The sequence below is a fragment of the Beduini massiliensis genome, from assembly GCF_000829905.1.
GTDB classification, from domain to species: Bacteria; Bacillota_I; Bacilli_A; order Erysipelotrichales; family Coprobacillaceae; genus Beduini; species Beduini massiliensis.
Genome location: NZ_CDPP01000006.1, coordinates 124,263 through 149,778 on the forward strand (window position 1 = coordinate 124,263; position 25,516 = coordinate 149,778).

Annotated in this window: 25 protein-coding genes and 1 pseudogene; 9 read left to right on the top strand and 17 right to left on the bottom strand. The window is 35.1% G+C overall.

The window, feature by feature from the left end; all coding sequences use genetic code 11:
• Position 1 precedes the first annotated feature (1 nt).
• From BN1225_RS10590 to BN1225_RS10605, 4 genes are all read left to right on the top strand, one after another.
• The gene (locus tag BN1225_RS10590; protein ID WP_041139801.1) at positions 2 to 1,159 is read left to right on the top strand and encodes a redoxin domain-containing protein; all 1,158 of its coding nucleotides are present in this window, start codon (positions 2 to 4) and stop codon (positions 1,157 to 1,159) included.
• A gap of 29 nt (positions 1,160 to 1,188) precedes the next feature.
• Positions 1,189 to 1,611 (top strand): winged helix-turn-helix transcriptional regulator, encoded by a 423-nt coding sequence (locus BN1225_RS10595; protein WP_041139802.1) that lies wholly within the window; start codon positions 1,189 to 1,191, stop codon positions 1,609 to 1,611.
• 25 nt (positions 1,612 to 1,636) lie between these two features.
• Positions 1,637 to 2,395 (top strand): SDR family NAD(P)-dependent oxidoreductase, encoded by a 759-nt coding sequence (locus BN1225_RS10600; protein ID WP_041139803.1) that lies wholly within the window; start codon positions 1,637 to 1,639, stop codon positions 2,393 to 2,395.
• A gap of 134 nt (positions 2,396 to 2,529) precedes the next feature.
• Positions 2,530 to 4,341, top strand: a complete 1,812-nt coding sequence (locus tag BN1225_RS10605; RefSeq protein WP_041139804.1) for a glycerophosphodiester phosphodiesterase family protein — start codon at positions 2,530 to 2,532, stop codon at positions 4,339 to 4,341.
• A 43-nt stretch (positions 4,342 to 4,384) separates the two neighbouring features.
• Here the strand turns inward: BN1225_RS10605 and BN1225_RS10610 are convergent, their stop codons facing one another.
• Entirely contained in the window at positions 4,385 to 4,885 is a 501-nt protein-coding gene (locus BN1225_RS10610; protein WP_041139805.1) for a GyrI-like domain-containing protein, read from the bottom strand.
• A 79-nt stretch (positions 4,886 to 4,964) separates the two neighbouring features.
• Positions 4,965 to 5,807, bottom strand: a complete 843-nt coding sequence (locus BN1225_RS10615; RefSeq protein ID WP_317621638.1) for an AraC family transcriptional regulator — start codon at positions 5,805 to 5,807, stop codon at positions 4,965 to 4,967.
• A gap of 376 nt (positions 5,808 to 6,183) precedes the next feature.
• Here BN1225_RS10615 and BN1225_RS10620 point away from each other — a divergent pair, with 376 nt between their 5' ends.
• The gene (locus tag BN1225_RS10620; protein WP_052466578.1) at positions 6,184 to 7,977 is read left to right on the top strand and encodes a sensor domain-containing diguanylate cyclase; all 1,794 of its coding nucleotides are present in this window, start codon (positions 6,184 to 6,186) and stop codon (positions 7,975 to 7,977) included.
• 30 nt (positions 7,978 to 8,007) lie between these two features.
• Here the strand turns inward: BN1225_RS10620 and BN1225_RS10625 are convergent, their stop codons facing one another.
• The 4 genes from BN1225_RS10625 to BN1225_RS10640 form a co-directional block, all read right to left on the bottom strand.
• Positions 8,008 to 8,937 (bottom strand): tocopherol cyclase family protein, encoded by a 930-nt coding sequence (locus BN1225_RS10625; protein ID WP_074434818.1) that lies wholly within the window; start codon positions 8,935 to 8,937, stop codon positions 8,008 to 8,010.
• 150 nt (positions 8,938 to 9,087) lie between these two features.
• On the bottom strand, positions 9,088 to 10,398 hold the full coding sequence (locus tag BN1225_RS10630; RefSeq protein ID WP_041139806.1) for a hypothetical protein: 1,311 nt from the start codon (positions 10,396 to 10,398) through the stop codon (positions 9,088 to 9,090).
• Entirely contained in the window at positions 10,385 to 11,956 is a 1,572-nt protein-coding gene (locus BN1225_RS10635; protein WP_041139807.1) for a sensor domain-containing diguanylate cyclase, read from the bottom strand. The genes BN1225_RS10630 and BN1225_RS10635 overlap by 14 nt, the downstream gene beginning before the upstream one ends.
• 238 nt (positions 11,957 to 12,194) lie before the next feature.
• Positions 12,195 to 13,295, bottom strand: a complete 1,101-nt coding sequence (locus BN1225_RS10640; protein WP_041139808.1) for an aldo/keto reductase — start codon at positions 13,293 to 13,295, stop codon at positions 12,195 to 12,197.
• A gap of 268 nt (positions 13,296 to 13,563) precedes the next feature.
• On the opposite strand from BN1225_RS10640, the gene BN1225_RS10645 reads away from it, so the two are divergent.
• Positions 13,564 to 14,238, top strand: a complete 675-nt coding sequence (locus tag BN1225_RS10645) for a manganese catalase family protein (protein ID WP_041139809.1) — start codon at positions 13,564 to 13,566, stop codon at positions 14,236 to 14,238.
• A gap of 139 nt (positions 14,239 to 14,377) precedes the next feature.
• On the opposite strand, the pseudogene BN1225_RS15000 reads toward BN1225_RS10645, so the two are convergent.
• Positions 14,378 to 14,524 (bottom strand): annotated as a pseudogene (locus tag BN1225_RS15000) (DUF4368 domain-containing protein); the annotation flags it as partial.
• A gap of 311 nt (positions 14,525 to 14,835) precedes the next feature.
• On the opposite strand from BN1225_RS15000, the gene BN1225_RS14415 reads away from it, so the two are divergent.
• Complete coding sequence (locus BN1225_RS14415) at positions 14,836 to 15,027, top strand: RNA polymerase sigma factor (protein ID WP_041139810.1); 192 nt, start codon at positions 14,836 to 14,838, stop codon at positions 15,025 to 15,027.
• Positions 15,028 to 15,517: 490 nt separating this feature from the next.
• Positions 15,518 to 16,666, top strand: coding sequence for a TIR domain-containing protein (locus BN1225_RS10660; RefSeq protein WP_041139812.1), 1,149 nt, complete (start codon positions 15,518 to 15,520; stop codon positions 16,664 to 16,666).
• A gap of 148 nt (positions 16,667 to 16,814) precedes the next feature.
• Here BN1225_RS10660 and BN1225_RS10665 read toward each other — a convergent pair whose 3' ends face one another.
• From BN1225_RS10665 to ggt, 9 genes are all read right to left on the bottom strand, one after another.
• Positions 16,815 to 17,987, bottom strand: a complete 1,173-nt coding sequence (locus BN1225_RS10665) for a MalY/PatB family protein (RefSeq protein WP_041139813.1) — start codon at positions 17,985 to 17,987, stop codon at positions 16,815 to 16,817.
• 88 nt (positions 17,988 to 18,075) lie between these two features.
• A complete protein-coding gene (locus BN1225_RS10670) occupies positions 18,076 to 18,960 on the bottom strand; it encodes a DUF3737 family protein (RefSeq protein WP_041139814.1) in 885 nt (294 codons plus the stop codon).
• 12 nt (positions 18,961 to 18,972) lie between these two features.
• Positions 18,973 to 19,482 carry a cyclophilin-like fold protein gene (locus tag BN1225_RS10675; RefSeq protein ID WP_242857710.1) on the bottom strand — a complete coding sequence of 170 codons (510 nt, stop codon included), beginning with the start codon at positions 19,480 to 19,482 and terminating at the stop codon, positions 18,973 to 18,975.
• A 15-nt stretch (positions 19,483 to 19,497) separates the two neighbouring features.
• Positions 19,498 to 20,043 carry a flavodoxin family protein gene (locus BN1225_RS10680; protein WP_041139815.1) on the bottom strand — a complete coding sequence of 182 codons (546 nt, stop codon included), beginning with the start codon at positions 20,041 to 20,043 and terminating at the stop codon, positions 19,498 to 19,500.
• The gene (locus BN1225_RS10685) at positions 20,033 to 20,272 is read right to left on the bottom strand and encodes a hypothetical protein (RefSeq protein ID WP_041139816.1); all 240 of its coding nucleotides are present in this window, start codon (positions 20,270 to 20,272) and stop codon (positions 20,033 to 20,035) included. Before BN1225_RS10685 ends, BN1225_RS10680 begins: the two co-directional genes overlap by 11 nt.
• A 272-nt stretch (positions 20,273 to 20,544) precedes the next feature.
• Complete coding sequence (locus tag BN1225_RS10690; RefSeq protein WP_052466582.1) at positions 20,545 to 20,964, bottom strand: flavodoxin family protein; 420 nt, start codon at positions 20,962 to 20,964, stop codon at positions 20,545 to 20,547.
• Between the two features lie 292 nt (positions 20,965 to 21,256).
• A complete protein-coding gene (locus tag BN1225_RS10695; protein WP_041139817.1) occupies positions 21,257 to 21,829 on the bottom strand; it encodes a chromate transporter in 573 nt (190 codons plus the stop codon).
• Complete coding sequence (locus tag BN1225_RS10700; RefSeq protein ID WP_041139818.1) at positions 21,829 to 22,371, bottom strand: chromate transporter; 543 nt, start codon at positions 22,369 to 22,371, stop codon at positions 21,829 to 21,831. Before BN1225_RS10700 ends, BN1225_RS10695 begins: the two co-directional genes overlap by 1 nt.
• A gap of 19 nt (positions 22,372 to 22,390) precedes the next feature.
• On the bottom strand, positions 22,391 to 24,001 hold the full coding sequence (gene ggt, locus BN1225_RS10705) for a gamma-glutamyltransferase (protein WP_041139819.1): 1,611 nt from the start codon (positions 23,999 to 24,001) through the stop codon (positions 22,391 to 22,393).
• A 519-nt stretch (positions 24,002 to 24,520) separates the two neighbouring features.
• On the opposite strand from ggt, the gene BN1225_RS10710 reads away from it, so the two are divergent.
• Complete coding sequence (locus tag BN1225_RS10710) at positions 24,521 to 24,928, top strand: Hsp20/alpha crystallin family protein (protein WP_041139820.1); 408 nt, start codon at positions 24,521 to 24,523, stop codon at positions 24,926 to 24,928.
• 55 nt (positions 24,929 to 24,983) lie between these two features.
• On the opposite strand, the gene BN1225_RS10715 is transcribed toward BN1225_RS10710, so the two are convergent.
• A complete protein-coding gene (locus tag BN1225_RS10715; protein ID WP_041139821.1) occupies positions 24,984 to 25,499 on the bottom strand; it encodes a GNAT family N-acetyltransferase in 516 nt (171 codons plus the stop codon).
• Positions 25,500 to 25,516 lie beyond the last annotated feature (17 nt).

Consider the following 25,516-nt stretch of genomic DNA (forward strand, 5'->3'; position numbering starts at 1 on the left):
TATGTCATTTCAAAACGTGAGTTTTTTGCTTGTTTTTATTGAAGGATTATTATCCTTTCTTTCTCCCTGTGTCTTGCCTCTGCTTCCTGTCTACATGGGATATCTGAGCGGACAAATCGATAACGAAAACCCACATGCTCAGCGAAAGATTCTGATATTAACCCTGTGTTTTATTATCGGGATCTTCTCTGCTTTGCTTTTATTAAATACCGGACTCAATATTTTCAGTCAGTTCTTTAAAGAACACATGACATTTATTATTCGTGCCGGTGGAATCCTAATCATTTTATTAGGAATTCATCAATTAGGGATTATAAAATTCAACACATTAGAAAAGACTTTTCGTATTCAAGTAAAAAAGAAAAACATCCCTACTTATTTATTTGCCTTTGGTCTTGGCTTTACTTTCAGCTTTTCATGGACACCCTGTATTGGTCCCGCTTTATCTGGTATTTTGCTCTTAGCGAACAGTTCACAAAGCTTCTTAATAAGTAATTTATTAATGTTTGTCTATGCCTTAGCACTGACAATCCCTTTTCTTATACTGGGAATCTTTACGAATAAAGCACTGCATTGGTTTTCTAAATATAAACGTTTTGTACAATACAGTGTTAAAATCGGAGCGGTAATTCTTATTTTCATCGGTATCATGATGTTTACCGGTAAAGCTAATAATATCAGTAACTATGTCAGTCCGATCCCACAAAACGAGAGTGCTAAAGAAGATCCTAAAAACCCACCCCTTACTTTTGCTCTCTATGATCAAAATGAACAGCTGATAAGTTTTGAAGATTACCGCGGTAAAATTATCTTTCTGAATTTTTGGGCAACATGGTGTCCACCCTGCGTAGCAGAACTCGGGCATATTCAGGAATTATATACACAATATAAAGATAGTCAAGATGTTGTCATCCTCACTGCTATTCTTCCGGGTGATCGTGGAGTATCGAAACAGGATATTCTTGCATTTATAGATGAAAATGAGTATACTATGCCCGTATTATTTGATGATGGTACGCTGTTTAGTTATTTTGGAATCAACAGTTATCCCACAACCATAATGATTAATAAAGATGGTACACCCTACGGTTATGCCAAAGGACAACTGACAAAGGAAATGATGGAAAAACTGATCAGCCAAACATTAGCGATTAATTAGAAGATATAAAAAGAAGGAGCTGTATTTTGATGAAAAAACAATATGATCTTCCGTGCAATATTGCTCAAAGCTTAAATTTAATTGGGGATAAATGGACCCTGTTAATTCTCCATGCAATTAAATGCGGTGCACATTCCTATAAGGAAATCAGTGAAGCCTTGCCGGGAATCCCAACGAATTTATTAAGCAAACGATTAAAAGATCTTTGTAATGAAGACCTGCTTGTCTGTCATCTTTATTCCAAACATCCTCCCCGTTATCAATATGATTTAACGAAAAGCAGTCAGGATTTAGATGATGTCTATAATGCTATCTTGATTTGGGGAGATAAGCATCTTGAAAAAAGCTTTAAATGCTTAAAACATAAGGGGGCTCCTGTTCGTATTGCCTATATCAATGAAGAAACCGGAGAAATCTTAACCGCGGAAGATCTATGTGTTGAAAACCACTAAATTAACCAACGAAAGAGGAATATTTATGAAAATGAAAAATAAAGTTGTTTTAATTACCGGCGGCGGTAAAGGAATCGGTCGCGGTGTCAGTGAAGCTTTTTGTGAAGAAGGGGCTGATTTAGTGATTACCGGACGTGACGAAGCTTCGCTTTTAAAAGCAAAAGAAGATTTAGAACAAAAGTATCACAATCGCGTTTTAGCGATCCGCGGAGATGGAGCCGTAGAAGAAGACGTTAAAAATGTTATAGAAAAGACGATTGACTTCTTTGGTCATCTGGATGTATTAATCAATAATGCAATGGCAAGCAAATCCGGTAAAATGTTTGTTGAACATACAAAAGATGATTTTGCCTTGGCTATAGATACCGGACTTTATGCTACTTTCTTCTATATGCGTGAAGCTCATCCATACCTAAAAGAAAGTAAAGGGACCATTATTAACTTTGCCAGTGGGGCCGGTTTTTCCGGACGTATTGGTCAATCCTCTTATGCCGCAGCCAAAGAAGGAATCCGTGGTTTAAGTCGTGTTGCCGCAACAGAATGGGGACCTGATGGCATTAATGTCAATATTATATGTCCATTGGTAGAAACTCCGCAAATGCTGAAATGGAAAGAAACTTATCCCGATCAATATGCCAAAACGATTCATGATATCCCTTTACAGCGATTTGGTGACGCTAAAAATGATGTAGGACGTACTTGTGTTTTTCTAGCGAGTGAAGATGCCAGTTTCATCAGCGGAGAAACAATCGTCTTACAAGGTGGTTCTGGTTTACGTCCATAACATAAAAATTCTCCAAATAAGATTTGGGGAATTTTTTTATTATTTTACTCATACTAATTTTTAGAGCGACCTAGATAAAGAAACTTTATTTTTATGTTATACTATGAATAATAATGATCTAAATGGAGAACAACATGAAAAAATATTTAATACATATTCAAAATATTATTCACGATATCTTTTACCAGTGGCAAATTCTTCTGCTGTTTGAATTTATTTATAAATTAGCAGGAGGAATATTTCTGTTTCCTTTTTTAAAGTCCCTAGTACAAAAAACACTGACTTTAGCGGAAATTCCCTATCTTTATTTAGAAAATATAAAGAAATGGCTAACCAGTCCGTACACTTTACCTATTCTTTTTTGCTGTTTTATACTGCTGGGTATTTATATTCTATATGAAATCAGTGTCCTGGTTCTCTACTTTCAGCGTGCCAGAACCCAAGCTAAAATTACTTTTGTTTCTTTACTGAGTATTTCCTTTAAACAAGTTCTTCATGCGATAAAGCCCAAGAATTGGATATTCTTAATTATTTTATTATTATTTGTTCCGCTGACATTGCTGTCTCTTACGCCAACGACACTCATGCAGGTTCGCATTCCCGAATATTTTACTGACTTTTTCAAAGAACATGGCAATCTTTACTATATTTATGGCATCATCATGTTTATTCTCAATATCTTTGTTTTCTATATGATCTTTACTTTCCCCGCATTCCTTATCGAAAAAAGAAATTTCTTTGATGCTTTCAAACGCAGCCGAGAGTTAATGAAAAAACGTTTTATTAAGACGCTGATTGCTTATTTGGTCTGGTGGGTCAGCTTAGTTGCTCTCTTTTTCCTAATATGCGGATTCTTCCTGTTGATTCTAATCATTCGTTATTATTTTCTGCCGGATACAAAAGCAAATGCAACACAGTTTTTACTCAATTACATGACATTAAAACAATATGCTGTCTTTATCTACCATTCATTTATGTTTGCCGGCAGCATGGCATTTATCATGTATATGTATCAAACCTATACCGGAGTTAAGACAAATATTATCAAAGAAAAAAGGAAGACCACCTTAAAAACATTTGTTTTCAGCGTTGCAGAAGTTCTTATCATTCTTTTAGCAATCGGCTTTTACTTTGATTATCAGGGAAATATTTTTTATCAATATAATATTATGGAAAAGCCGATTGAAATAGCGGCACATCGGGCAGGGACTACCTTTACACCTGAAAATACTATACCGGCATTAAATTATGCGATCAATGTGAAAGCGGCTTACGCTGAAATCGATGTACAGCAGTCTAAAGATGGTCAGCTCTATATTCTACATGATACTAATTTTAATCGAACTGCCGGAATAAATAAGAATGTATGGGATGTTTCATCTGATGAAATCAATACGTATGATGTTGGCAGCTACTATGATTTACAATTCAAAGGAACCCATGTCCCTACTTTAGAAGAGATGATTCGTACAGCCAATCATAAGATAAAACTGATGATTGAATTAAAGAAAAACGGACATGAAGATCGCCTGGAAGAAAAAACGATTGCTTTAATTAAAAAGTATCATTTTGAAGATCAATGTGTCATTGCTTCTATGGATCTCGACATTCTAAAAACAGTCAAAGAAATAGACAGTCAATTAAAAACTGTATATATTGCTCCTGTCGTTTTTGGAAACTTTTATAACTTGGACTTTGTTGACATCTTCAGTGTCGAATCAACATTTGTGAATAAGAAAATGATTGATCGTTTGCATGAACACAATAAATTAATATTTGCTTGGACGGTCAATAAAGACAGTGAAATGAAACGATTGCTTTCTATGGATCTTGATGGACTGGTCACAGATAACCCCGAATTAGCTTTCTATTATAAGAATCAAGGGAAACAGGATGAATTTATAAACGAGCTCATCGTTTGGATGTTTCCAAATAGCCAAACTTAAAAAATAAGATCATTGACTGCACATTCATCAATGATCTTTTATTTTATTTTTCTTTAACGGCAATCCAAACCTCTATCTCGCCATCTTTCCCATAATATTCGATATCCGGAGCCCCAGATTTCATTTTTCCTGTTATATATCCTTTATTTAAAGGCTTATATTTTGATTTAGGCAGCCATTTCATAATCGCCATCGCTTCCGTTTTCCCCATCGTTTCCATTGTACAAGGAAAAACCGCCCAAGTGGCCTCCTGAACAAGATAAGATGACATTGTACTTTTCGGCTCAAGATCACTCGATACCGCTATATAATAGTCAAATTCTTTCGCATCTGCTTCATTTGTATTATAAGCATTGATTCCAAATATTCCATAAGGTTCACGATTCATAAAAGACATCAGTTGTTCATGCTGATCCCCAGCTTTAAACGTTTCCCACATTGCCGGTATATCTTTTGTTCCCTGCTTCTTTTTATTGGTTGTCGTCATTTTATATCCGACAACACGAAAACATTTTCTTTTTTCAATTCTAAACGGCTGTTCCATATATATTCCTCCTCATCTGTATTCAGTATAAAAGATTCATCAAAAAATTTCCTCTCAACTTGTGTCTAAAAAAGAGAGATTAGCACTCTTTCACCATCATCCATAATTCGAGCTTAGAATGCTTAGGATTTGGGTCTTTATAAACTTCGATGATCGGTCCATCTGCATATTCATAACCGGAATTGGGAAACCACTCCGTCCATATTCTTTTTTCCAGCTGCTGTAATGATTCATGAGTTCCCTCGGTGCTGAATACTACCCATGCCGCTTTTGGCAGACAATAGCTGTCCATTCCCAAGATTTCTTCGTCACTGGCAACTCCAATAAAAAAACGCCATTGCTTTTTCTCATCGGATACACTCATTCCAAGCAATCCCAACGGTTCTTCTTTTATATAGGCAGACAGTTTAGAAATCGTTCCCTTTCGCCCCGCCTCTTGCCATAATGTTGGAACGATATCAAAATTCTTTTCCAAATCAGGATCAAGGGAATGACTGATCCCAGTGATACGAAACGCTTCTTTTCTTACAATTCGGTACTCTAATTCTTCTACTCCCTCTACTTTTACAATAAAATGAATAGGCGGATAAGATTTTAATAAGGTGCCACACGCTTTAACCGTCGAAGGGGCAATTCCGTGAACATTTTGAAAAGCACGATTAAAAGCGGTTGGAGAAGCATATCCGTACTTTAAGGCGATATCAACAATCTTTTCATTGCCGTTTTGCAAATCAACGGCCGCTAAAGTCATCCGTCTTCTGCGAATATACTCCGCCAGTGACACTCCACTCATATACGAAAACATTCGTTGAAAATTATAAGATGACGTACAGGTAATGTTCGCAATTCTCTCTAAATCAATATTGCTTGTCAGATTTTCTTCAATATAAGTTATTGCCTGATTCATTTTATCCATCCACATGATGTTATGCCTCCTGAAAACTTCTAAATACTGTTGATCCATTATAGCATTCTCCATATTTTATTGACTACTTTAACGCTCTATCCCTCATGTATTTCATTTAAAAAGACATAAATACACGACAAATAGAATTAAATTTATAAGGATTTTCATAATATAATGTACCTTTTATTAAGTAATAGTATAAATATAAACGTATTATATTAATAATAAATACTTTAATAGAGTATGGTTTCTTATAATGCTTTTTTGTCACAAATTATGTCACAATTTTACTTTTAAGTTTATCAGAATCCCTTTATCCTCACTGACTTAGTGGTATAATAAAAGCAGGTAATGATAGTATGGTTTATTATTTATGAAAGGAGATTGGCTTATGGAAACAAAGAAATATACTGGTAAAAGTGTTATTAGCGGAGTATTTGATTGTCTCTGCAACGAATATTTTACTTTGATCAAAGCTGATGATTCCTTATATGAACTGTTAGGTTATACAAAAGAAGAATTTAAAGAATTATTCAACGATCAGCTGTTATCTTCTATTTATGAAGAAGAACGTATACAAATAAATAAAGAAATTCGTCGTCAAGTTGAACAGCATGGTGTCTTTATGTATGAAAACCGACTTATTTGTAAGAATAATATTTTAAAATGGGTATGGATCAGTGCCCAATTCATGATCGATGATACAGGGACTCCCTATTATCATTGTATTTTCCATGATATCACTGAAAATAAAGCAAATGAAGAGGCATTGACGATCAGCAAACAAAGGCTTGATTTTATTCTTTCCCAAACTCAGGATATTATTTTTGAATACGATTGTGCATTAAATCAAATTTATTATTCTGATAATTTAGAAAAGAAATTCGGTTATATGATTCCCGCTAAAGGATTCCCGGATTCAATGTTTAAAACTAATATCATTTATGAAGAAGATATACTTCCTCTTCGCAATGGCTTTCAGTCTATTATCGGCGGAAAAAATGAAATGCAATGTGAGTATCGTCTCAAATACCGTAATAAAGGATATCGCTGGGTACACGCCCAAGCCATTGCTTTGCGTGATAGTGATGGAAATCTCATCAAAATTATTGGCGTCATTACCGATATTCATGATCAGAAGCAGGAAATTCTTAAATCACGTCAAGAAGCCGCTTTAGATCCTCTTACTGGTTTATTCAATCGAAGAGAATGTATTCGCAGTATTGAAAATTATATCGCTGTTACAGATGCCTTATTTGCTTTTATCTTAATAGATATTGATGATTTCAAAATGATCAATGATGTCTATGGACACTCTAAAGGAGATTTCACGTTGAGAAGAATCAGTGAAGAACTCTCTTCTGTTATACGTAAAAATGATATTATTGCTCGTATTGGCGGTGATGAGTTCGTGATATGCTTAATGAATCTCCCTAATATTCAAGTTGCCATTGATAAAGTAGAACGAATACAGGACATTTTTGGCGACAGTTTAAAAGAAGCCTTTGGCTTTAAAATAAACTGCAGTATTGGTATTAGCTTCTATCCTAATGACGGACTTGATTTTGCTTCTCTTTTAGAGCATGCCGATCTTGCCTTATATGAAGCAAAAAAAGCCGGTAAGGATCGTTATCGTCTTTACCAAGATAAGGAAACTAACAAGGATTTTATCATTACACCACAACGATACATGAAAAAAACATTTCATGATCGTATTATCGAATATGTCTTGCAGCGACTTTTAGAGGAACCAAATAAAGAGAAAGTGATTCCTCTTCTATTGGAAATGATGTTAAGAGCCTTTGATTGTGACCGCATCACGATCTACGAGCGGCATGACGTTTCTTATTCCAAAAGTTTTCAATCTGTAAATGATCCGATTTTTGTCATACATGAACAAAAGCTGTCTTTGGCAGATGATCTCATCCATCAAATGACTTCCGGCAATAAATTTCTTGCTTATGAAAATGTTCAGACAATTGAAGATGAAAAGATTAAAAACTGGTTTTTAGATCGAAGCACCATTTCCAGCATCGTATATTATACAAAAGATATTAAGAATGCCAATATTCTCATTCTTTATGAAGACTGTCATTCTACCCGTACTCCAAGCGGGGAAATTCGCTATACAATTTTAATGGTCAGTGAACTCCTCCAATTATTTTTTCAACATCATCTTGCTTAAAAGCCTCATAAAGAGGCTTTTTATATATATTTATTTAAAGAAATGATCATTTTCAATACCACAATGACTAAATAAAAGATGCTCTTTGCATTGATGATATTCATACAGTTTCATTTCCACTTGTCCTAACAGAGATTCTTCAACATTACGCTGCATCTCTCCCATTTCCGGTGCATCTAAGCGATAGGTCTTTCCACTTTTTATTTTCAATACAATGTTATACTTTCCCTGTCTGATTGAAAGATAAAAATAATCCTTTACTCGTTTTGCCTTTGTAATGAATGCACCATAATAAGAAGCGAATCGATACTGTTTTTCACCAATCGCTATAACCATGATAATTCCAGTAAATTCAATGGGTTTAAGCGGGATGGCAGCACACGATAAAAATAGAACGGCTTGCTTTTCCTGACAGCAATTTGACTGAACCCATATATATTTTCTAGGGAAAGAGTTTCCCCAATCTTTTTCTTGGTAAAGGATTCCTTTTATCTTGTAAGAGGAATTCTGATATACCATCTCTCCTTGTGTGGAACTGCCTAAATTTAAGACAGCATGATTGCACTGCATGTTTTTAAGATAAGCAAATGGTCCCATGATCGTAGGGGCATATTTTGTTTGCTTCAAGGATAATGGTGCTTTGATCTTGATATCCAGTAAAACAGATAATCCCTGATCCTTTATATAAAGACGGTTCTTACTAAAAATACTGTCTTTGATTTTAATCAAAAACGGCTCATCTTGATATTGAACATCCTTTATATCATAACTCACCTTTTCCATCTTCTCATTTAGCGTATGAAAAATTTGAATAAAGGCTTCTTGTTTTTCTTTTGTTTTTGCAATCCCTATAATTACCGCAATAGAAACTTGATTATCGACTACACGAAAATACCAACCCTCAAAGGCTGGTATTTTATAACTTTGATGAAGCTGCAATTCTGTATCATATGTTATCATCTATATCACCCAAATAATGATATGAATGCCGGATACTAAATATGCAGATGAAATCCCAATCAAAATAATGAAGACCAATAATGTACGCTCCTTTTATTTCTAATCATACAAAAAAGCCCCGATTCATAGGGCTTAATACATGTAAACACTTTATTTATAACGCTGTTGATAACGCTCTTTTGCATATCGCAATAATTCTTTCGTATTCGCCCCATCTGATGGATAGACCACTATACTGGCTTGAGGATTGATAAATTCCTTTTTCCCATTTATTTTACGTTTCAAGAATAACTGTAAAATAAAATCTTCCACTATTTCCATTATTTTTTTATCTTCTTTATTGTGAAAAACGGCTACTGCAATAATATCCTCTCTTAGTTTACCGGCAATCGTATCTTCCGGAAAATCTTCTTGTATACATTTATATATTTGAGCAAAATACGCGTATATGTCTCCTCTATCCATTCTATGAGAAAGGTCATGAAATCCGGATAAACGAATATAGAGGATGAAACAGTCTGTTTGTTTTCTTTTTAAAAGAACTTGATCCACAAAATAACAAAAACCTTCATAATTATATAAACCACTGTCAGGGTCCATGTAATGTGTTTTTTGTAGTTCTTTCTTTTGTTTTACATAAGAATAAGAAAGACCAAAAACACTTAAAATCAACATTCCCAAAAGAATAAAAGCACTATCCATCAATAATACTTCAGCAGAGGATATCCACCCTTTTTGTGGCTGAATGCTGATATTCCATGTGGCAGGCAATGCAAAACTCAACTTTACTGCCTGCGAGAAATCAACTGTAGAATCAGAAGTTGCCACCACCATTTTATGTTCACCGAGTTCATTCACTTTCCAAACTTCATAATCATACTGTCCATCTTCAAATATATTCAGTTTCATTTGGCTGAGCACATAAGCTTTATCGATCGCCGAAACGATCTCTCCTTTATATTCACCCTCTATTACAATTGGCGTGATAAAAAGAAACACTTCCTTATCGTTGGTTAATAAGGTTTCCGGTCCTTCTACCACAGATGTCTTGACTACTTTAGCCAATGTGTAACTGTACATAAACTGATGGAGTGACTTTCCTTCCCACTCCTTATATTCCGCTTTTGGCAAAATGGTTTCTAACTTATCTCCATTAAAGTAAGCTAAATATATGATATGTTCATCTTCCGCTAATAATTGCTGAGCTTTTTGATCAAAGACCTGTACGTCCATATTCCCCTCATCATCACAAATATAAGATAAGGGGGCAGCATAATTAAGACGGAAGAACATATTAGACAGATGTTCATAAAAAGTATCTAAAGTGGTTTGTGCCGCGATCTTACGTTCTGTCATCAACTGTCGCAAAGCCATGTTACGCAATATAAACAAACTGCTGACGATCAGTACAGAAACGACAGCAAAGAGAATCCATTTCTGTTTTCTTTTATTTTTCATCATTCTGTTCTCCATTCAAGAAAAGGGAATATTTTCCTTTTCCATGACGTTTCACATCATAAAGCGCTTTATCGGCATTCGTTATCAGCATATCTAATGTATCCTGTTTATTCCATATACATGCACCTATACTGCAATGAATAGAAATTTCTTGTTCCTTTGCTTCTATTTTAAAGGAAAGCTTATCTAAGATTTCACTAAGCACTTCTTTCAATTCATCTAAGTTATCAATATCTTGAAGAATGATGATGAATTCATCACCGCCGTAACGACCAACATAGCCATCATATTTCTTTTCATATTCACGTAAAACAGAACCGATTTTCTTTAATACAATATCTCCGATCTGATGTCCATAAGTATCATTTAAAATCTTTAAATCATCTAAATCAATAAAGCACAGTGTCAGTTTATTCTCTTTGGTTTTATCTTGCAGCAGCTGTTCAGCCTGATTTAAAAAGAATGTGCGTGTTGCCACACCGGTAAGCCCGTCTTTTAATCCTTCACTGGACATTTGCAGGATATTTTCATAATCCATCTCTTTAAACATACGGTGACTATAAAGCTTTTTTTCCATACTATGAATCGATGATACCAATTTTTGAGTGATTTCTGCCTGCTTAAATATATACTTTTTAACAAAGTAATATAAAACATAAACAACCATAATCAAAAGCACACTAATAAAACTTAATAACGGTACACGATCATAAAAAAGAGAGAAAAAATCTACGGTCACTAAAATATCCCAGTTGGTATGCTGGACAGGACCATAAACGGTATACATTAAATTCCCGGATTTTATGCTTTGAAAGGTTCCACTCTCTCTTGACAGCAATAATGTTTCCAACTTATCGGTTGTTATTTGAAGTAAGTTGCCTTCATCAAGAATATCCATATAATCTGTTCCATAACTTAATTGATTCGTAGACGACATAATCTGCCCTTTAGAACCAATCAAAACCGCCTCTGCTCCATTAGTTGAAGCGGCTTTTGTTAAAAGATCGATCGTATCATCAAAATAGATAGAACAAAATAAGCTACCTGTCATTTCTTCCCCTCTTAACAAAGGAACCGCTACCGTATAATTCAAAGTTTTCCCATCCGCACCAGCAACAAAGCTATCAGTAACGAGACTTTTTTTAGTTGAGTATAGGGTCTGCATATGTTCACGACTCGCCAAGCTTGCAGGTTCTTCCCCCAAAGTATAGACTTGAATATCCTGATCAACATAGCAAATAAACATATAATCAAACGATTTATTAATTTCATCTAATTTTTCTGTTTTTGTTTCCCAAGGAACATCTGGGTCATAAAATTCCGGCAATGAAGCCAGTGATTCTAAAAGTTTTAATGATTCTTCTATTTTTTGTGATATTTGTGTCGCAGCACTCTGAAAAGCAGCATTGGCTGTTTGCTGCATCGTTTTAAATACTAACAGTGAACTGCTCAGTATTACCAATAATAGACAAAACAGAGTAAAAACAATAAATAATTTTCGTATTGAGGCAAAAGGGAGAATCTCATGTTGTTTTTTATTAGAAGATTCTTCTTTTTTCATATTTGATTCCCTCCATTCAGATATAATTTATCCTATTCCACTATTGTTTCTATTATTCGACTAAAAAAAGAGAACTATTTCTAGTATATTTATACACCTATATACCCTATTCTATCAGAAATTTTGATAAATTTCGATAAAATATTGAAATACTGTTTTTTATTCATTAATTTTTTAGAAATATGAAAAGATAAAAGAAAAAGTCCCTTATTTAGGACTTTTTAAAACTGTTTTTATGTTATTTCTTTTCAAATATTTCTGCTACCTCTTTTAAGTGGTCGATAATCCTCAAATGCTGCGGACAGACACGTTCGCATTGTCCACAACCAATACACTCACTCGCTTTTCCGTTTTCCTTCGTATAAACACCATAATAATAGTCACTGTTCCAATCATTGAACTGTTTTTTCGCGTTATAGCAGTTAAATAAATCAGGAATCGATATTTTTTTAGGACAGCCATCGGTACAATAGCGACAAGCTGTACATGGAATTCCTCCTAAACTATCTAATATCTCTGTTACTTTTTGGACTGCTTCAAATTCTTCTTGGGTAAATGGCTTAAAGTCTTTCATCGAATCAATATTGTCTTCCATCTGTTCTAAATTACTCATTCCGGACAAAACCTTGTAAACACCATCAAAAGAAGCTGCAAAACGCATTGCATAGCTGGCATAACTCTTTTGAGTTCCTAAATCATCCAGTACTTTTTTAGCCTCATCAGGCAAATTGACTAATCCGCCTCCTTTGATCGGTTCCATAATTAAAACAGGTTTATGATGCTTACGACAAACTTCATAGTTTCTTTTCCCTTGTACACTGGCACTATTGTAATCCACATAATTAAACTGCAGCTGTACAATTTCAATTTCCGGATGTTCTGTTAAAATCATGTCAAGTACTTCTGCTGTATCATGAAATGAAATTCCCACATGTTTTACTTTTCCGGAAGCTTTTAATTCCTGAGCGACTTCATAGGCTTCACATTTCTTGAACTGAGCATAATGTTCTCTGTCTTGAGCATGCATCAAATAATAATCAAAATAATCAACACCTGTTTTTTTTAGCTGTTCCTCAAATAAAGGATAGATTTCTTCCTTTGAGTTAAAGAAGTTTCCTGTCAGTTTATTTGTCAAAATATAAGCGTCTCGAGGATATCTAGGTACTAAACAATCACGAATCGCTGTCTCACTTTTTCCTCCTAAATAACCGTGTGCCGTATCAAAATAGTTAAATCCTGAAGCCATATATAGATCAATCATTTTATTAAATTCTTCATAATCTACTTGTTCACCCTTCATTGGTAAACGCATACAACCAAAACCAAACTTATCTTCCATGCTTTTTTCCTTCTTTCTTTATTTTCCTTACAACTAAATTCTATCCTATGGAGTTAACTCCAAGTCAATACTTAAATTAGGAAAAATAAGCAAAATGAATATCCATATACAGCTATTTATTTAATCATTATAGGATGTATAGAATACCTTTAATTATTTTTTGATTTTTTAAATACTTCTAAATATCGTTGTTTAGATAACAATTACTTTATAAATATTTAATAATATTGGCCAAATCAAACAATACTAATAAAGAGGTGAATACATTATGTTTAAATATGAAAGTCGTTACTTACATCCTGTAAAAGTAGATAAACCTAATCCAAATTATGCCACTCTTTTACAAGAACAATTAGGCGGACCACAAGGTGAACTCAAATCTGCTATGCAATACTTTGCTCAAAGTTTTCGTATCCGTGATAAGGAAATACGAGATTTATTCCTGGATATTGCTACAGAAGAATTGTGTCATTTAGAGATGATTGCTCAGCTTATTAACCTATTGAATGGGGATGAGCCGAATGCCAAGAATGCTACAATAGGAAACGTCGAAGCCCATGTCTTAACTGGCTTAACGCCAATGTTGGCTAATGCATCTGGTTATTTATGGACTGCCGCTTATGTCAATGAGACAGGCGATCTAGCTGCGGATATCTTATCTGATATTGCATCTGAACAACGTGCTAAAGTAGTATACCAAAACCTATATCGTCAAATTGATGATCAAGGGGTCAGAGAAACTATCGATTTCTTATTAAACCGTGAAGAAGCACACAATACGATGTTCAGACAAGCATTCAACAAGATTCAGAAATCTGCCGGGTCACAGCAGGATTGGGGAGTAACAAAGGATTCAAGAATCTATTTTGATTTATCCGATCTTGATGGTCAAAACTTTGATCCGAATGCTGTTCCGCCTAGCTTTAATTTAGATAAATTTTAATTTAAACAAAAGGACTGCATTTAGGAGCGGCTCAATAAAACAGTATAGAATTGTTTTCGGGAAACGGCGTAGCTTCGGCTATGCCGTTTCTCCGTTTGATAGGTTATTAAGCAAGGACATGGGGAGTATTCCCACAAGGTCATAGTAGATGTCTATCTGTTGTTCCCTTTGACTTATCGGGAGCATGAACATATACCGCTTTTACCATGTCATTCAAGATAGCAGGCGTCAGCTCATCCAAGTCAAGATACTTCCGCACCTTGCTTATAAACCTGTCAATGTTTTCTGCCTGTTCTTCCTACTGTGTAATTTCTTCATTCAGTTGCAACAGCTTTTCCCTCTATTACGTCATATAACATAGCCACCTGTTCAGTTTTGTGCTGCACAGGCGGTTTTTGTTATAACTTTCATTCCAAACGGAAAGGGGGTGAATATGATGTTATCCACAAAATACAGGGAAAGTATTGAACGGCGGTTTCATGCATTTTGAAAAGCTGTATTGCACAATGAAGCCTGTAATTATTACAGGGAAAACAAGCGTAAAGCAAAGCATGAAATTTCTCTTGACTATTTGCAAGAGAATACGTCCGTGGAGATATGCAGCGTAGACAAATACTTTGTATTACGGAACAGCGGCGGGAAATTATCCTTATGCGCTATTATCTGCAATTAAGCGATAAGCAGATAGCGACATTGTTGGAAAAGCCGCGCACAACAGTCAATTATCAGAAGAACGTAGCTTTGAAACAGTTGCGTACAGAAATGGAGAAAATGAATGATGAAGAATAGCAAATATAACCTTGTTCCCTGTGAAGTGATTGAAAGAGCAATTACAGGCGAGGCCGATGTGCTCTTTATCGTACAGGAACGACACAAACCCTACATAGGCAGACCGTGCAGAGGAAACGCCGACATGAAAGAATGGTTAAACGCAAAGCTGTTTTTGTCTTTGCTGTTGGCTAATCAAGAGGGCAGGATAGACCGCTTGCGTCCTCTGACATTATGAGATTAGATAGTTACGCAATAGGGGTCAAAAAATCCTTGTACTATGCGGCTTTGCAGGCCCAGAATGTGGGTAGGGAATAGTTTTACACTTGTACCTATTAAAATGGCGTTCTAATGTGTGACAAGGAAATCCATTAGCAGTTCAAAACCATGGAGTGGATAAAAAATGTGTATATTATGTTTAACAAAAAGTAAACACATTGACAAACATGTTTTGTAATCGTATTATAGTGATAACGAAACAATAATTACATTTTGTTGGGAGGATATTCAAATGACAAAAGAAAAGGCAGTAACCACTAAGGATGAAACGCAGGAATCTTTAGCTAAGAAAAAACAAACGCGTTTATCACAATCCAAATGCCCGGCAGTATCTATTGAAGATGTTCTAATTATTCCTCGTGCTATTAAAGACAACTTTGCCGGACAACCCACGCCTCCGTTATTACTTGCAGAGGCCTGCAATATATCACCTACTAGTTCAAATTGGAGAACTCTAACTGGTGCAGCGGTTGCATATGGTGTAACGGATGGAGGATATAATTCTAAGAACATTTCACTAACGCCACTTGGAGAGAGAATAGTGGCACCTTTGAAAGAAGGCGATGACTGTATTGCACTTAAAGAAGCCGTAATGGTACCATCAATTTTATCTGAATTTTATAATCAGTTTGATAATAACAAATTACCTAGGGCAGATATCGCTTATAACATACTTGCAAGTAAGGGTGTGCCAAAGGATAAAGTAGAAACAACTTGGGATATACTGAAAAATAACGCAAATAAGGCTCAGATACTTAAGATCATTAGTGGAAACGAATATATTTTTATAAATAAGTCGGCAGAAATATCTGCAACGTCAGAGATGGTAGTAGAAGTTGATGATTTGGAGACAACTGATACAGAGGAGGCTATTCCGGTAGATGTACTGAAAAAAATGAATATTACCGTTCCGAATCCTACTATCGTGCAAGCATCACTTAAAAAAAGTAAGCCGAATATATTTATTTCTCATGGTAAAAATAACACTACTATAGTTGGGCAATTAAAAGAATTGTTAGTATACGGGCAAATGGAACCTGTAGTTTCAATAGAACGTGAGACCACGGCAATACCTGTTCCAGATAAAGTTTTTGATGATATGAGAAATTGTGATGCAGGTATAATTCATATTGATTTAGAGGAAATCCCTATTGGAAATGGAGAGCAGACATTCAACCGATTAAACGAAAATGTTTTGATTGAAATTGGTGCAGCTATCGCTTTGTACGGAAAACGTGTGATTCTTCTTTGTAAAAAAGGAACTTCCCTCCCCTCGAATCTACAAGGTCTATATCGCTGTGAATACGAAGGAACCCAATTAGATTATGCATCTACGATGAAACTATTAAAAACCATGCAAGAACTTCGTGAAATGATGTAAATTGGTATAAAAATACCGCATATTTTTCAATATGCGGTATTTTTGCACCCTATATGGCAGCTACCTTATTTCAATTTGTTGATTGATACTGTTTTATCCGTAGCCCCCTTTACGCAGTCTTTTTAGCTATATATTTTCTTTATCCATTTTATTTAATATTTCTCAACTTATATCTTTCAATTCCTGTCTTTAATCGTTCTAATCCATCTTCTAAACGTTCTGACGGACAAGCTACATTCATACGAATAAAACTTTTTCCGTTTTCACCATATTCAAATCCATCAGATACATATAACCCTGTCTCTTCTCTGATAAACTGTACTAACTCGACACTATTTGCACAAATCTTTGAACAATCTATCCACAATAAATAAGTAGCATCACTGGGCACCACATAAAGGTCGCTCACATACGTTTTTATATATGTCATCGTTTTTTGCTTATTGTGTTGAATATAGACTCTTAGTTCATCTAACCAATTTCCACCCTTTTCAAACGCCGCAATAGAAGCCGCCACTGCAAAACTGTTTGGTTCAGCTACTTCATCTGTATTGATGCCACGGTTTACTTTATGACGAAGCACTTCATTAGGGACAACAATACACGATGTCTGCAATCCCGCTAAATTAAATGCTTTTGTTGGTGCAATGCAAGTAATACTGTTTTGAAGATTTGTTTTTGAAACACTTGCAAAAGGAATATATTCCTGATCAGGTGCTACAATATCACAATGAATTTCATCCGAAACAACAATGACATGATATTTTGCCGCCAAGTCTCCAATCCGTTTTAATTCCTCTTTTTGCCATATCTTTCCAATCGGATTATGTGGATTGCACAAGATCATTAACGTCGTTTGCGGCATGGCTAATTTATTTTCTAAATCCTCATAATCAATATGATAGGTGCCATTACTGTAAACTAAATCATTTGATAAAACATGACGCCCATTATTTAAAATAGAATTATAAAAAATATTATATACCGGAGATTGAATTAAAACGTTTTCTCCTACAGTTGTCATCTTTCTAACAATCGATGATAGGGCAGGAACGACTCCGGTACAAAACATCATCCATTCTTTTTGAATCGAATAGTGATGACGTGTCTCCCACCATTTTTGAATACTTTCATAGTATTCATCCGGTACTATATTATATCCAAACACTTTATGTGCCACTCTTTTTTCTAAAGCCTCTATAATTTCCGGTGCAGCTTCAAAGTCCATATCTGCTACCCACATCGGCAGTTCATCTTCTTGAACATCCCATTTTAATGATCCGGTTTTCAATCGATTGGTTAATTTTGAAAAATCATACATTTTCGTTCACCCCTTTTTCTTTAACATTGACCTATCTTTTTTACGTCCATTCCTAATGCTTATTCTTCTTTTATTCACTACCTCTTTTCTAACAATGAACAGACTCAAGCTGACTTACAGTTTCTGACTTTGTATTTTCAATAATAATTTTTGTATTTTCAGGTGTAATCTTCGTTTCATCTAAAATAATCTCACCGGCACTTTGTACGTGAATAACTCCGGAAATCGGATTTTTAATGCTGTCTACATGTGTCGTAATCTCTGCTTCAATATTTGAGCAATACTCAAAAGCCAAAGAAGTATTTATCAGTTTACAGTTTACCAGTTTCACATTATCCATATAGCATAATCCTTGAAGACTCTCAATCGTACAGTTGATAAACGTTATATTTTTGGAGTTCCACCCTAAATATTCGCCGATGATTGTAGAATCATAGACTGTCACATTTTCACAGTTCCAAAAGGCATCCTTTGAAAGTAATTTGGAGTGACGCACTACAATATTACTTGCTCCGTCGAAGCAATAATTTCCGGTTAAATTCAAATAGTCTGCCGTAATACCGTCACTGTTCATCGCAAAATAATCTCCTCTAACCCTTACTTTATTCAATTGGATATCCTGACAGTTCCAGAATGTTTGTTCCGCTATAGGCATATCTACATTTTCTAATGTGATATCACTGCTGCGTCTGAATGTTTTGGGTGCTTCAATAATGCTGTCTTTAATATGCATATGATGCGTATACCAAATTCCTGAACGTGCGGTTTCTAATAAAGCCGAGTTGCTCATTTGCACATTCTGGCAATACCATAAAGGATATTTCCACTTAAACACACTCTGATCGATTTCCAAATTTTTGCTTTCTTTTAATGGAGATTCTCCATCTGCAAAAATGGAATCTTCAATTCGCATGCCCTCACTTTGAAAAAGGGCTCTTTCACCGCTTAAATATTGTTGTTTTATTAATTTCATTCTAAATTCCTCCTATTTACTCACTTCAAATTTTATTTCTATACGACCATTCCCGACTACATTTGCTAATTCATCTGCGTTTGTCACATGCCCAATTTTAGTATAAGAATACGATGTCGCAAAACTATCGTAAAACAAAACTAAACAGTTACTGCCAAAAAGCATGATATCTCCTGCTTGAATGTAATGAACGGATTCACTTTTTGCTGGCAGATTAAAATTAAGATCATGATATTTTTCATTACCGTTAAGATCGTCCATCTGCAATGTGAGTGGAAATTTGTCCATCAAGTTTTGTACTGTTTCATTTTGATATACTGCAATCTCAAATTCCTGTCCGTTAATCGTTAATTTCATGGCATTGAATATGTCCTCTTCCAAATTTCTCGCAATATCCTGATCTGCTGTCTCATTTATTTTCTTTCTCTCTTGTATAGGCGCTTGATTTTCCTGTGATGTTTGTTGACACCCCATAATTAAGAGAGCTGCGAGTAACAAAATAATGATATTTTTTAGTTTCAATCATTATTCACCTTCTTAACTTTTTTTTCCCATTGCATAGGCTTCCTCTAAAATAGATATATGCTCTTTAACATCGCCATAGTGATCAATGCCAACTCCTTTGACAACACCTTTAAGCTGTGATTTTTCAAAGCATTCAATCCAGCCACCGATTCCGTCGATGAGATGATCTATTGACTTTTCATTTTGATCTGCACAAGTTGCCAATAAATAAATATCTCTAAATTGATAGTCGTCTGCAAATAATGGATTTGTACGATCCAGTAAAGTTTTCATCTGTCCGCTCATCTCATAAAAATATACCGGTGTAGCAAATACCACAATATCTGCTTCTTTGATCTTGTTAATGATTTGATCGGCATCATCTTGAATCACACATGGTTTCTTTTGCTGACAAACAAGGCAGCCTTTACAAAAATGAATTTCACGATCGGCTAAAGAAACTTTTTCAACATCGTGTCCCGCTTCAAGTGCCCCCTTCATAAAATAGTCTGCCAACACATCTGAATTACCACTTTTACGAAGACTCGTTGAAATGATATATACTTTTTTATTTTTCATTATGTTCATCCTCCTGTTTCAACATATAAATTAAATAATCAAGACAATCTATCTTTTTTTGAACCTGATGTAATTCTTCTAACAGTCCGCATCTTTGACATTTTAAAAATAATATCTGTTTTTGAAGGCTTTCATTTTTTCTGTATTCCAAAAATGTTTCTATCGTTTGATTTTCACATCCAGCATCTTTCAAATTGCATTTTATATTTTCTTTTGATAGTGGGTTCATAATAAGCCCCCTTTCTTATCTTTTATTCTAGAATAGAGCTATTCAAATATCAAATACCTATATCAAATATAAACCTATGTTTTTCAAGCATACTAAGGATAACCATAATAAAAAGATACCGAACTATTATTTTAAAACTGTATCTTTTATATCTAATGTTTTTCCCATTGTATAGGCTTCTTGCAGATAAGCCTCATTGATGAATCGCTTGCCCGGTTCTCCTTTACAGCCTTTCGCAAGAACCATCCCTTTATCACTCCAACCAAGAGCATTTAAAAAAATCTGTAAAATGAGACTGCCTGTTCAAATGCATAAAAACCATTACTTCCACTTGTCATTAATAATACTGTATCTTTATGGGCGTATTCATCATTCGCAGACATGGCATATAACCGGTCGATAAAACTCTTTAAGCGACCGGAGATACTCCAAAAATAAAGCGGCGAAGCTAAAACAATTATTTCGGCTTTTTCAAATAACGGATAGATGTCCTGCATAGTATCTTTTATCACACATTGATGATGATTGATCTGACAGGCACCGCAGCCTTTACACCCTTCTAAATACCCAGATAAATTTACTTTTTCAACTTTATTTCCGGCCTCCACTGCCCCTTTAATAAATGAATCTGTTAATTGATCGGTATTCCCATTTCTTACGCCACTTCCTACAACCACTAATATATTGCTCATATTTACAATCTCCTTATCATCATTGACTTATCTTTACAGTATGCTGTCTCTCTGATAACCTTTATAATAATCACACACATTTAAAATGCGGTATGTTTCTTAGTTGATTTAATTTGTTTTATCTTATGAGAACGATACCAATCGATACTTTTATTTTATATAAGCATTTATAAAATAACAAATACCTATATAACATATGTTCCTATAGTGAAAAACTATATGAAAAAAGATATGGAATTTTCCATATCTTTCTATATTCTGCGTATATCTTAAATTATATTTAGCAAAAATATTAAGCACCGGCAAATTGAAACACAATCCCTGCTACTGCACTCAAAGCAATTAAGATGATTGGATTCCATTTTGTTTTCTTAGATAAAATATAAAGGACTATGGCTAAAAGAATACTTGGCAAAACAAATAAATCAAGTAATTGCCCGGTTTGTTCAAAAATAGGAATATTTACTAAAGACACTTTAACGACACTGATTCCGGCGGCGGCGATCATCGCTAAAGAAGCGGGTCGCAATCCTAAAAAGGCACTTTGCACATAGGCGTTATCTTTAAATTTCTTCAGCAGATTAGCAATCACTAATATAATGATCACTGAAGGGGCTGCCAGTCCGATAGAAGCAAGAACCGCTCCGGGTAGTCCTGCCGTTGTAAAACCTGCATAGGTGGACATATTGATTCCGATTGCTCCCGGTGTGGACTCGGCAATGGCGATCATATTGACAATGTCTGCATGTGTAAACCATTGCATTGTATCAGATAAATGATAAAGAAACGGCAAGGTCGCTAAACCACCGCCAATAGAAAACAATCCCACTTTAAAGAATTCTATAAATAATTGTAGAAGAATCATTATGCATGGCTCCTTTCTAATGCGTTAATGACAATTCCGGCAACAGCCGAAGATATCACTAACAAATATAATGGAATTTCTGTAAAAATAGTCAGCAGAAAAATCACACCAAACAACAAGAAAGTTGTCTTACTGATGATGGATTTTTTCCACAAGCGTTCCACTGCATTTAAAATCAAGACACATACGCATACACGAATCCCTGCAAATGCATTTTTCACAATGGCATATTCAGAAAAGTTATTTAGAAAAAGCGCAATGATTATAATTAAAATAATAGGGATAGTAATAAAGCCCAAGGTGGCGATAATGCCGCCCAGTACCCCTTTACGCTTATTACCAATAAAGGTTGAAACATTTAAGGCGATAATTCCCGGTGTACATTGTCCGATTGCAAAATAATCCATTAATTCTTCATCGGTTACCCACTGTCTATTTTCGACCAGCTCTCTTTGAAGAATAGGCAGCATTGCATATCCGCCTCCAAAAGTAATACTTCCTATACGAGCAAAAATTAAATATAATTGCCAAAATTCTTTCATATCTATATCTCCATTTCCATTATACTTCCGGCATTGCCGCTCCGTCTGCACGAGGATCGCTGCCGCCTAATCTTAATCCATTCTCACGTACTTCTATAATTTGAGAAGCTCCCGAACAAGTAAACGGTTCTATAATTTGCAGTTCATGTCCCATTTCCTGAAGACGCTTTAATACTTCTTCACCTACCTGAGATTCAATTTTTAAAATATGAGAAACAGATCCATCACTATGAATAGTATGCATATCTGCCCATTTCCCATGTTCGAGTGAGCTTTGTACATCCAGACCAAAATCTAACAGATTACATACGACCTGCATGTTCCACTGAGGCTGGTTATCTCCTCCCGGAGTATTCCCAATATATCTTAAATTATTAAATTGATCTGTAATTAAATATGTATTCAAGGTATGCATGGTCTTTTTTCCCGGTGCAATCACATTCGGATGTCCTTCAATCAGATTAAATCCGGTTCCGGCACGATTATTTAATAGAATTCCTGTCCCGTCAACAATTTCTCCTGAACCCCAAGTGGCAGAAATACTATGGATAAAGGACACTGCATTTCCCTCTTTATCAATCGCAATCATGCTTGTCGTATGTCCTAGATCCGGTTCAAAGATATCTGATTCATTTAAACAGCTATCCATTTTAATGGTTGATGCTAGTTGACGTGTATAGTCATCACTCAATAATTGTTCAATCGGGTTTTTCACAAAATCAGGGTCACCGAAATATTTCATACGATCATGGAAAGCAATCTTTTTTGCTTCCACCATAAGATGAATCGCTTCTGCACTATCTGGCTCATATTGTGCTATATCCAGTTGATTTAAAATAGCCAATTCTTCCAGATGAATGATTCCTTGTGAAACCGGCGGCGTCTGATAGACACAATACCCCCTGTAATCAACAGAAATCGGGTCTAAGATTTCACAATGATAATCGCTGAAATCTTCCTTTTCAAAAAGTCCGCCGTTCTTCTTTGAATATGCTACTATTTTATCTGCTAATTCGCCTTTATAAAAGCCATCTCTTCCATGTTTTTGTAAATAGCGAATACTATTTGCATAATCTTTATTATAAACAAGATCGCCAAACGAATATGGTTGTAGATCATGTAAATAGATTTGACTCAAATTCTTGAATTTGCACATTTTCTCATAATCCGTATGCATATGTCTTACAACTTTTTCAGATACCGGCACCCCATTTTCCGCAAGATCAACAGCATCTTGACTGACTTGTGCAAAACTCATCGTCCCATATCTTTTTAATGATTCAAAGTAAACATCTACTGCTCCCGGTATCGATACGGACAGCATTCCATCTCCCGGAACGCGTTCATAACCATGACTTTTAAAATAATCTAACGTTGCCCCTTTCGGTGCCCCGCCTGATCCATTGATGGCTGTGATCTTTTTTGTTTTGGCATCATAATAAAGCATGAAAGCATCGCCGCCTAATCCGCACATATCCGGCAGCACTACTCCACTTGTCAACGCCATCGCAATACAGGCATCCATCGCATTTCCACCCTGATTCAGCACCTTCAACCCTGAAGCGGATATCAATGTATGTGCAGATGATACCATCCCTTTATAACTTGTAACGATTCCTCTATGTTTCATGACTTTCTCCTTTTTTCTTTCTTGTAGTTAATTTTTTACAGGTTCACGTCTACATCACTCAACTTCGTTTACTGTCTTTTAAATAGCATAATGCCTATATCATCATCATGTTTCAACACATTTCTTCATAATCGATAAAATTGATGATTACTACTCTTTTTTTATCTCTAAGCTATAAGCTTCTACGTTTACACACGCTTGCGTGTAGGAGTCGAGATAATCTTTATTAAAATGATATAGTATCTAATGCTAACTTACTTTTAAATCATACAGATAAATGCCTTGAATTAAAAATAAATTTCATTTTTTGATTTTATTTTCATAAGTATAAAACATGAATATTGTTTATATGTGCATTATTCACTATTTTTAGCACTCGCGTATTGACAGTGCTAAAAATAGTGATATAATAAAAGTGTAGTTAGGGAGGATCCCTAACGAGGTAGTATATTTCATTTCCCAGCGTGATTACTGAGAATCATTTTTGATGAAAGTTATGAAAGAAAGAGGCGATGTTTTATGAAATTCCTACCTGCAATTGATTCTTTGTTTGATGATTTATTCCACGATCCATTCCAAAGCGTTTCGACTGAACATATGCGTACGGATATCGTTGAAAAAGATGGAAATTATTTATTGAATATGGAACTTCCTGGATACAAGAAAGAAGATATTCAAATGGAATTGAAAGATGGTTATTTAATTATCAATGCATCAAAAGATATCAATAACGAAGAAAAAGACGAAGATGGACATGTCATTCGACGTGAACGCTATAGTGGCAGCTGCACACGTAATTTCTATGTAGGCGATAATATCAAAGAAGAAGATATTAAAGCGTCCTTTGACAATGGTGAATTAAAAATTTCAATTCCTAAAGAAACGATCAAACAAGTGGAAGAAAAACGTTATATTCCAATTGAATAAAGTAAAATCAGCTAGCTTATAACTAGCTGATTTTTATTTTAACCAAAAACGCTTCTTAAATCCCATGCCTTTTATTTTCATTCTCTTTATAAATATATCGGATTTCCTTCACTTCTTTCCCTCCGATATGATCGTTGAAATAATCATGCGTTGGGATAAATCCGACTTTTTCATAAAACTTTTTTGCTCTGATATTTTCTTCAAGCACCCATAAGAAGATATCATTGTATCCCAGTTTTTTTAACTCAGATACAGCATATTCAATCAGCTTCTTTCCATACCCTTTTCCCATATAATCGGGGAGCAGGTAGATTGAAATAATTTCACCCCAACCCGCAAACCGCTCTAAGCGGGAAGCACTAAAACTGCTTGTCCCCACTATTATACCGTTATCAATGCAAATGATGGTTTTTCTATCAGAATTCCCTAAATTAGCTACCCACTGTTCCTCTGAAATAGAATCTAAATAGGCTTGGGGAATCATTCCCTTATAGGCATATTTCCAACTTTCGGCATATATTTTGCTTATTGTCATTTTATTATCTGTCGATGTTATATAGCGAATCTCCATGTATCCTCTCCTCTATG

Excerpts from the sequence above, each read along its gene's own strand:
- ggt (WP_041139819.1), bottom strand. The coding sequence starts at position 24,001 with ATGAAACATAGAGGAATCGTTACAAGTTATAAAGGGATGGTATCATCT.
- BN1225_RS10605 (WP_041139804.1), top strand. The coding sequence starts at position 2,530 with ATGAAAAAATATTTAATACATATTCAAAATATTATTCACGATATCTTT.
- BN1225_RS10635 (WP_041139807.1), bottom strand. The coding sequence starts at position 11,956 with ATGAAAAAAGAAGAATCTTCTAATAAAAAACAACATGAGATTCTCCCT.
- BN1225_RS10685 (WP_041139816.1), bottom strand. The coding sequence starts at position 20,272 with ATGAACCCACTATCAAAAGAAAATATAAAATGCAATTTGAAAGATGCT.
- BN1225_RS10595 (WP_041139802.1), top strand. The coding sequence starts at position 1,189 with ATGAAAAAACAATATGATCTTCCGTGCAATATTGCTCAAAGCTTAAAT.
- BN1225_RS10660 (WP_041139812.1), top strand. The coding sequence starts at position 15,518 with ATGACAAAAGAAAAGGCAGTAACCACTAAGGATGAAACGCAGGAATCT.
- BN1225_RS14415 (WP_041139810.1), top strand. The coding sequence starts at position 14,836 with ATGCAGCGTAGACAAATACTTTGTATTACGGAACAGCGGCGGGAAATT.
- BN1225_RS10600 (WP_041139803.1), top strand. The coding sequence starts at position 1,637 with ATGAAAATGAAAAATAAAGTTGTTTTAATTACCGGCGGCGGTAAAGGA.
- BN1225_RS10610 (WP_041139805.1), bottom strand. The coding sequence starts at position 4,885 with ATGGAACAGCCGTTTAGAATTGAAAAAAGAAAATGTTTTCGTGTTGTC.
- BN1225_RS10715 (WP_041139821.1), bottom strand. The coding sequence starts at position 25,499 with ATGGAGATTCGCTATATAACATCGACAGATAATAAAATGACAATAAGC.
- BN1225_RS10630 (WP_041139806.1), bottom strand. The coding sequence starts at position 10,398 with ATGATGAAAAATAAAAGAAAACAGAAATGGATTCTCTTTGCTGTCGTT.
- BN1225_RS10710 (WP_041139820.1), top strand. The coding sequence starts at position 24,521 with ATGAAATTCCTACCTGCAATTGATTCTTTGTTTGATGATTTATTCCAC.
- BN1225_RS10665 (WP_041139813.1), bottom strand. The coding sequence starts at position 17,987 with ATGTATGATTTTTCAAAATTAACCAATCGATTGAAAACCGGATCATTA.
- BN1225_RS10640 (WP_041139808.1), bottom strand. The coding sequence starts at position 13,295 with ATGGAAGATAAGTTTGGTTTTGGTTGTATGCGTTTACCAATGAAGGGT.
- BN1225_RS10700 (WP_041139818.1), bottom strand. The coding sequence starts at position 22,371 with ATGAAAGAATTTTGGCAATTATATTTAATTTTTGCTCGTATAGGAAGT.
- BN1225_RS10690 (WP_052466582.1), bottom strand. The coding sequence starts at position 20,964 with ATGAGCAATATATTAGTGGTTGTAGGAAGTGGCGTAAGAAATGGGAAT.
- BN1225_RS10590 (WP_041139801.1), top strand. The coding sequence starts at position 2 with ATGTCATTTCAAAACGTGAGTTTTTTGCTTGTTTTTATTGAAGGATTA.
- BN1225_RS10695 (WP_041139817.1), bottom strand. The coding sequence starts at position 21,829 with ATGATTCTTCTACAATTATTTATAGAATTCTTTAAAGTGGGATTGTTT.
- BN1225_RS10615 (WP_317621638.1), bottom strand. The coding sequence starts at position 5,807 with ATGTGGATGGATAAAATGAATCAGGCAATAACTTATATTGAAGAAAAT.
- BN1225_RS10620 (WP_052466578.1), top strand. The coding sequence starts at position 6,184 with ATGGAAACAAAGAAATATACTGGTAAAAGTGTTATTAGCGGAGTATTT.
- BN1225_RS10625 (WP_074434818.1), bottom strand. The coding sequence starts at position 8,937 with ATGATAACATATGATACAGAATTGCAGCTTCATCAAAGTTATAAAATA.
- BN1225_RS10680 (WP_041139815.1), bottom strand. The coding sequence starts at position 20,043 with ATGAAAAATAAAAAAGTATATATCATTTCAACGAGTCTTCGTAAAAGT.
- BN1225_RS10670 (WP_041139814.1), bottom strand. The coding sequence starts at position 18,960 with ATGAAATTAATAAAACAACAATATTTAAGCGGTGAAAGAGCCCTTTTT.
- BN1225_RS10645 (WP_041139809.1), top strand. The coding sequence starts at position 13,564 with ATGTTTAAATATGAAAGTCGTTACTTACATCCTGTAAAAGTAGATAAA.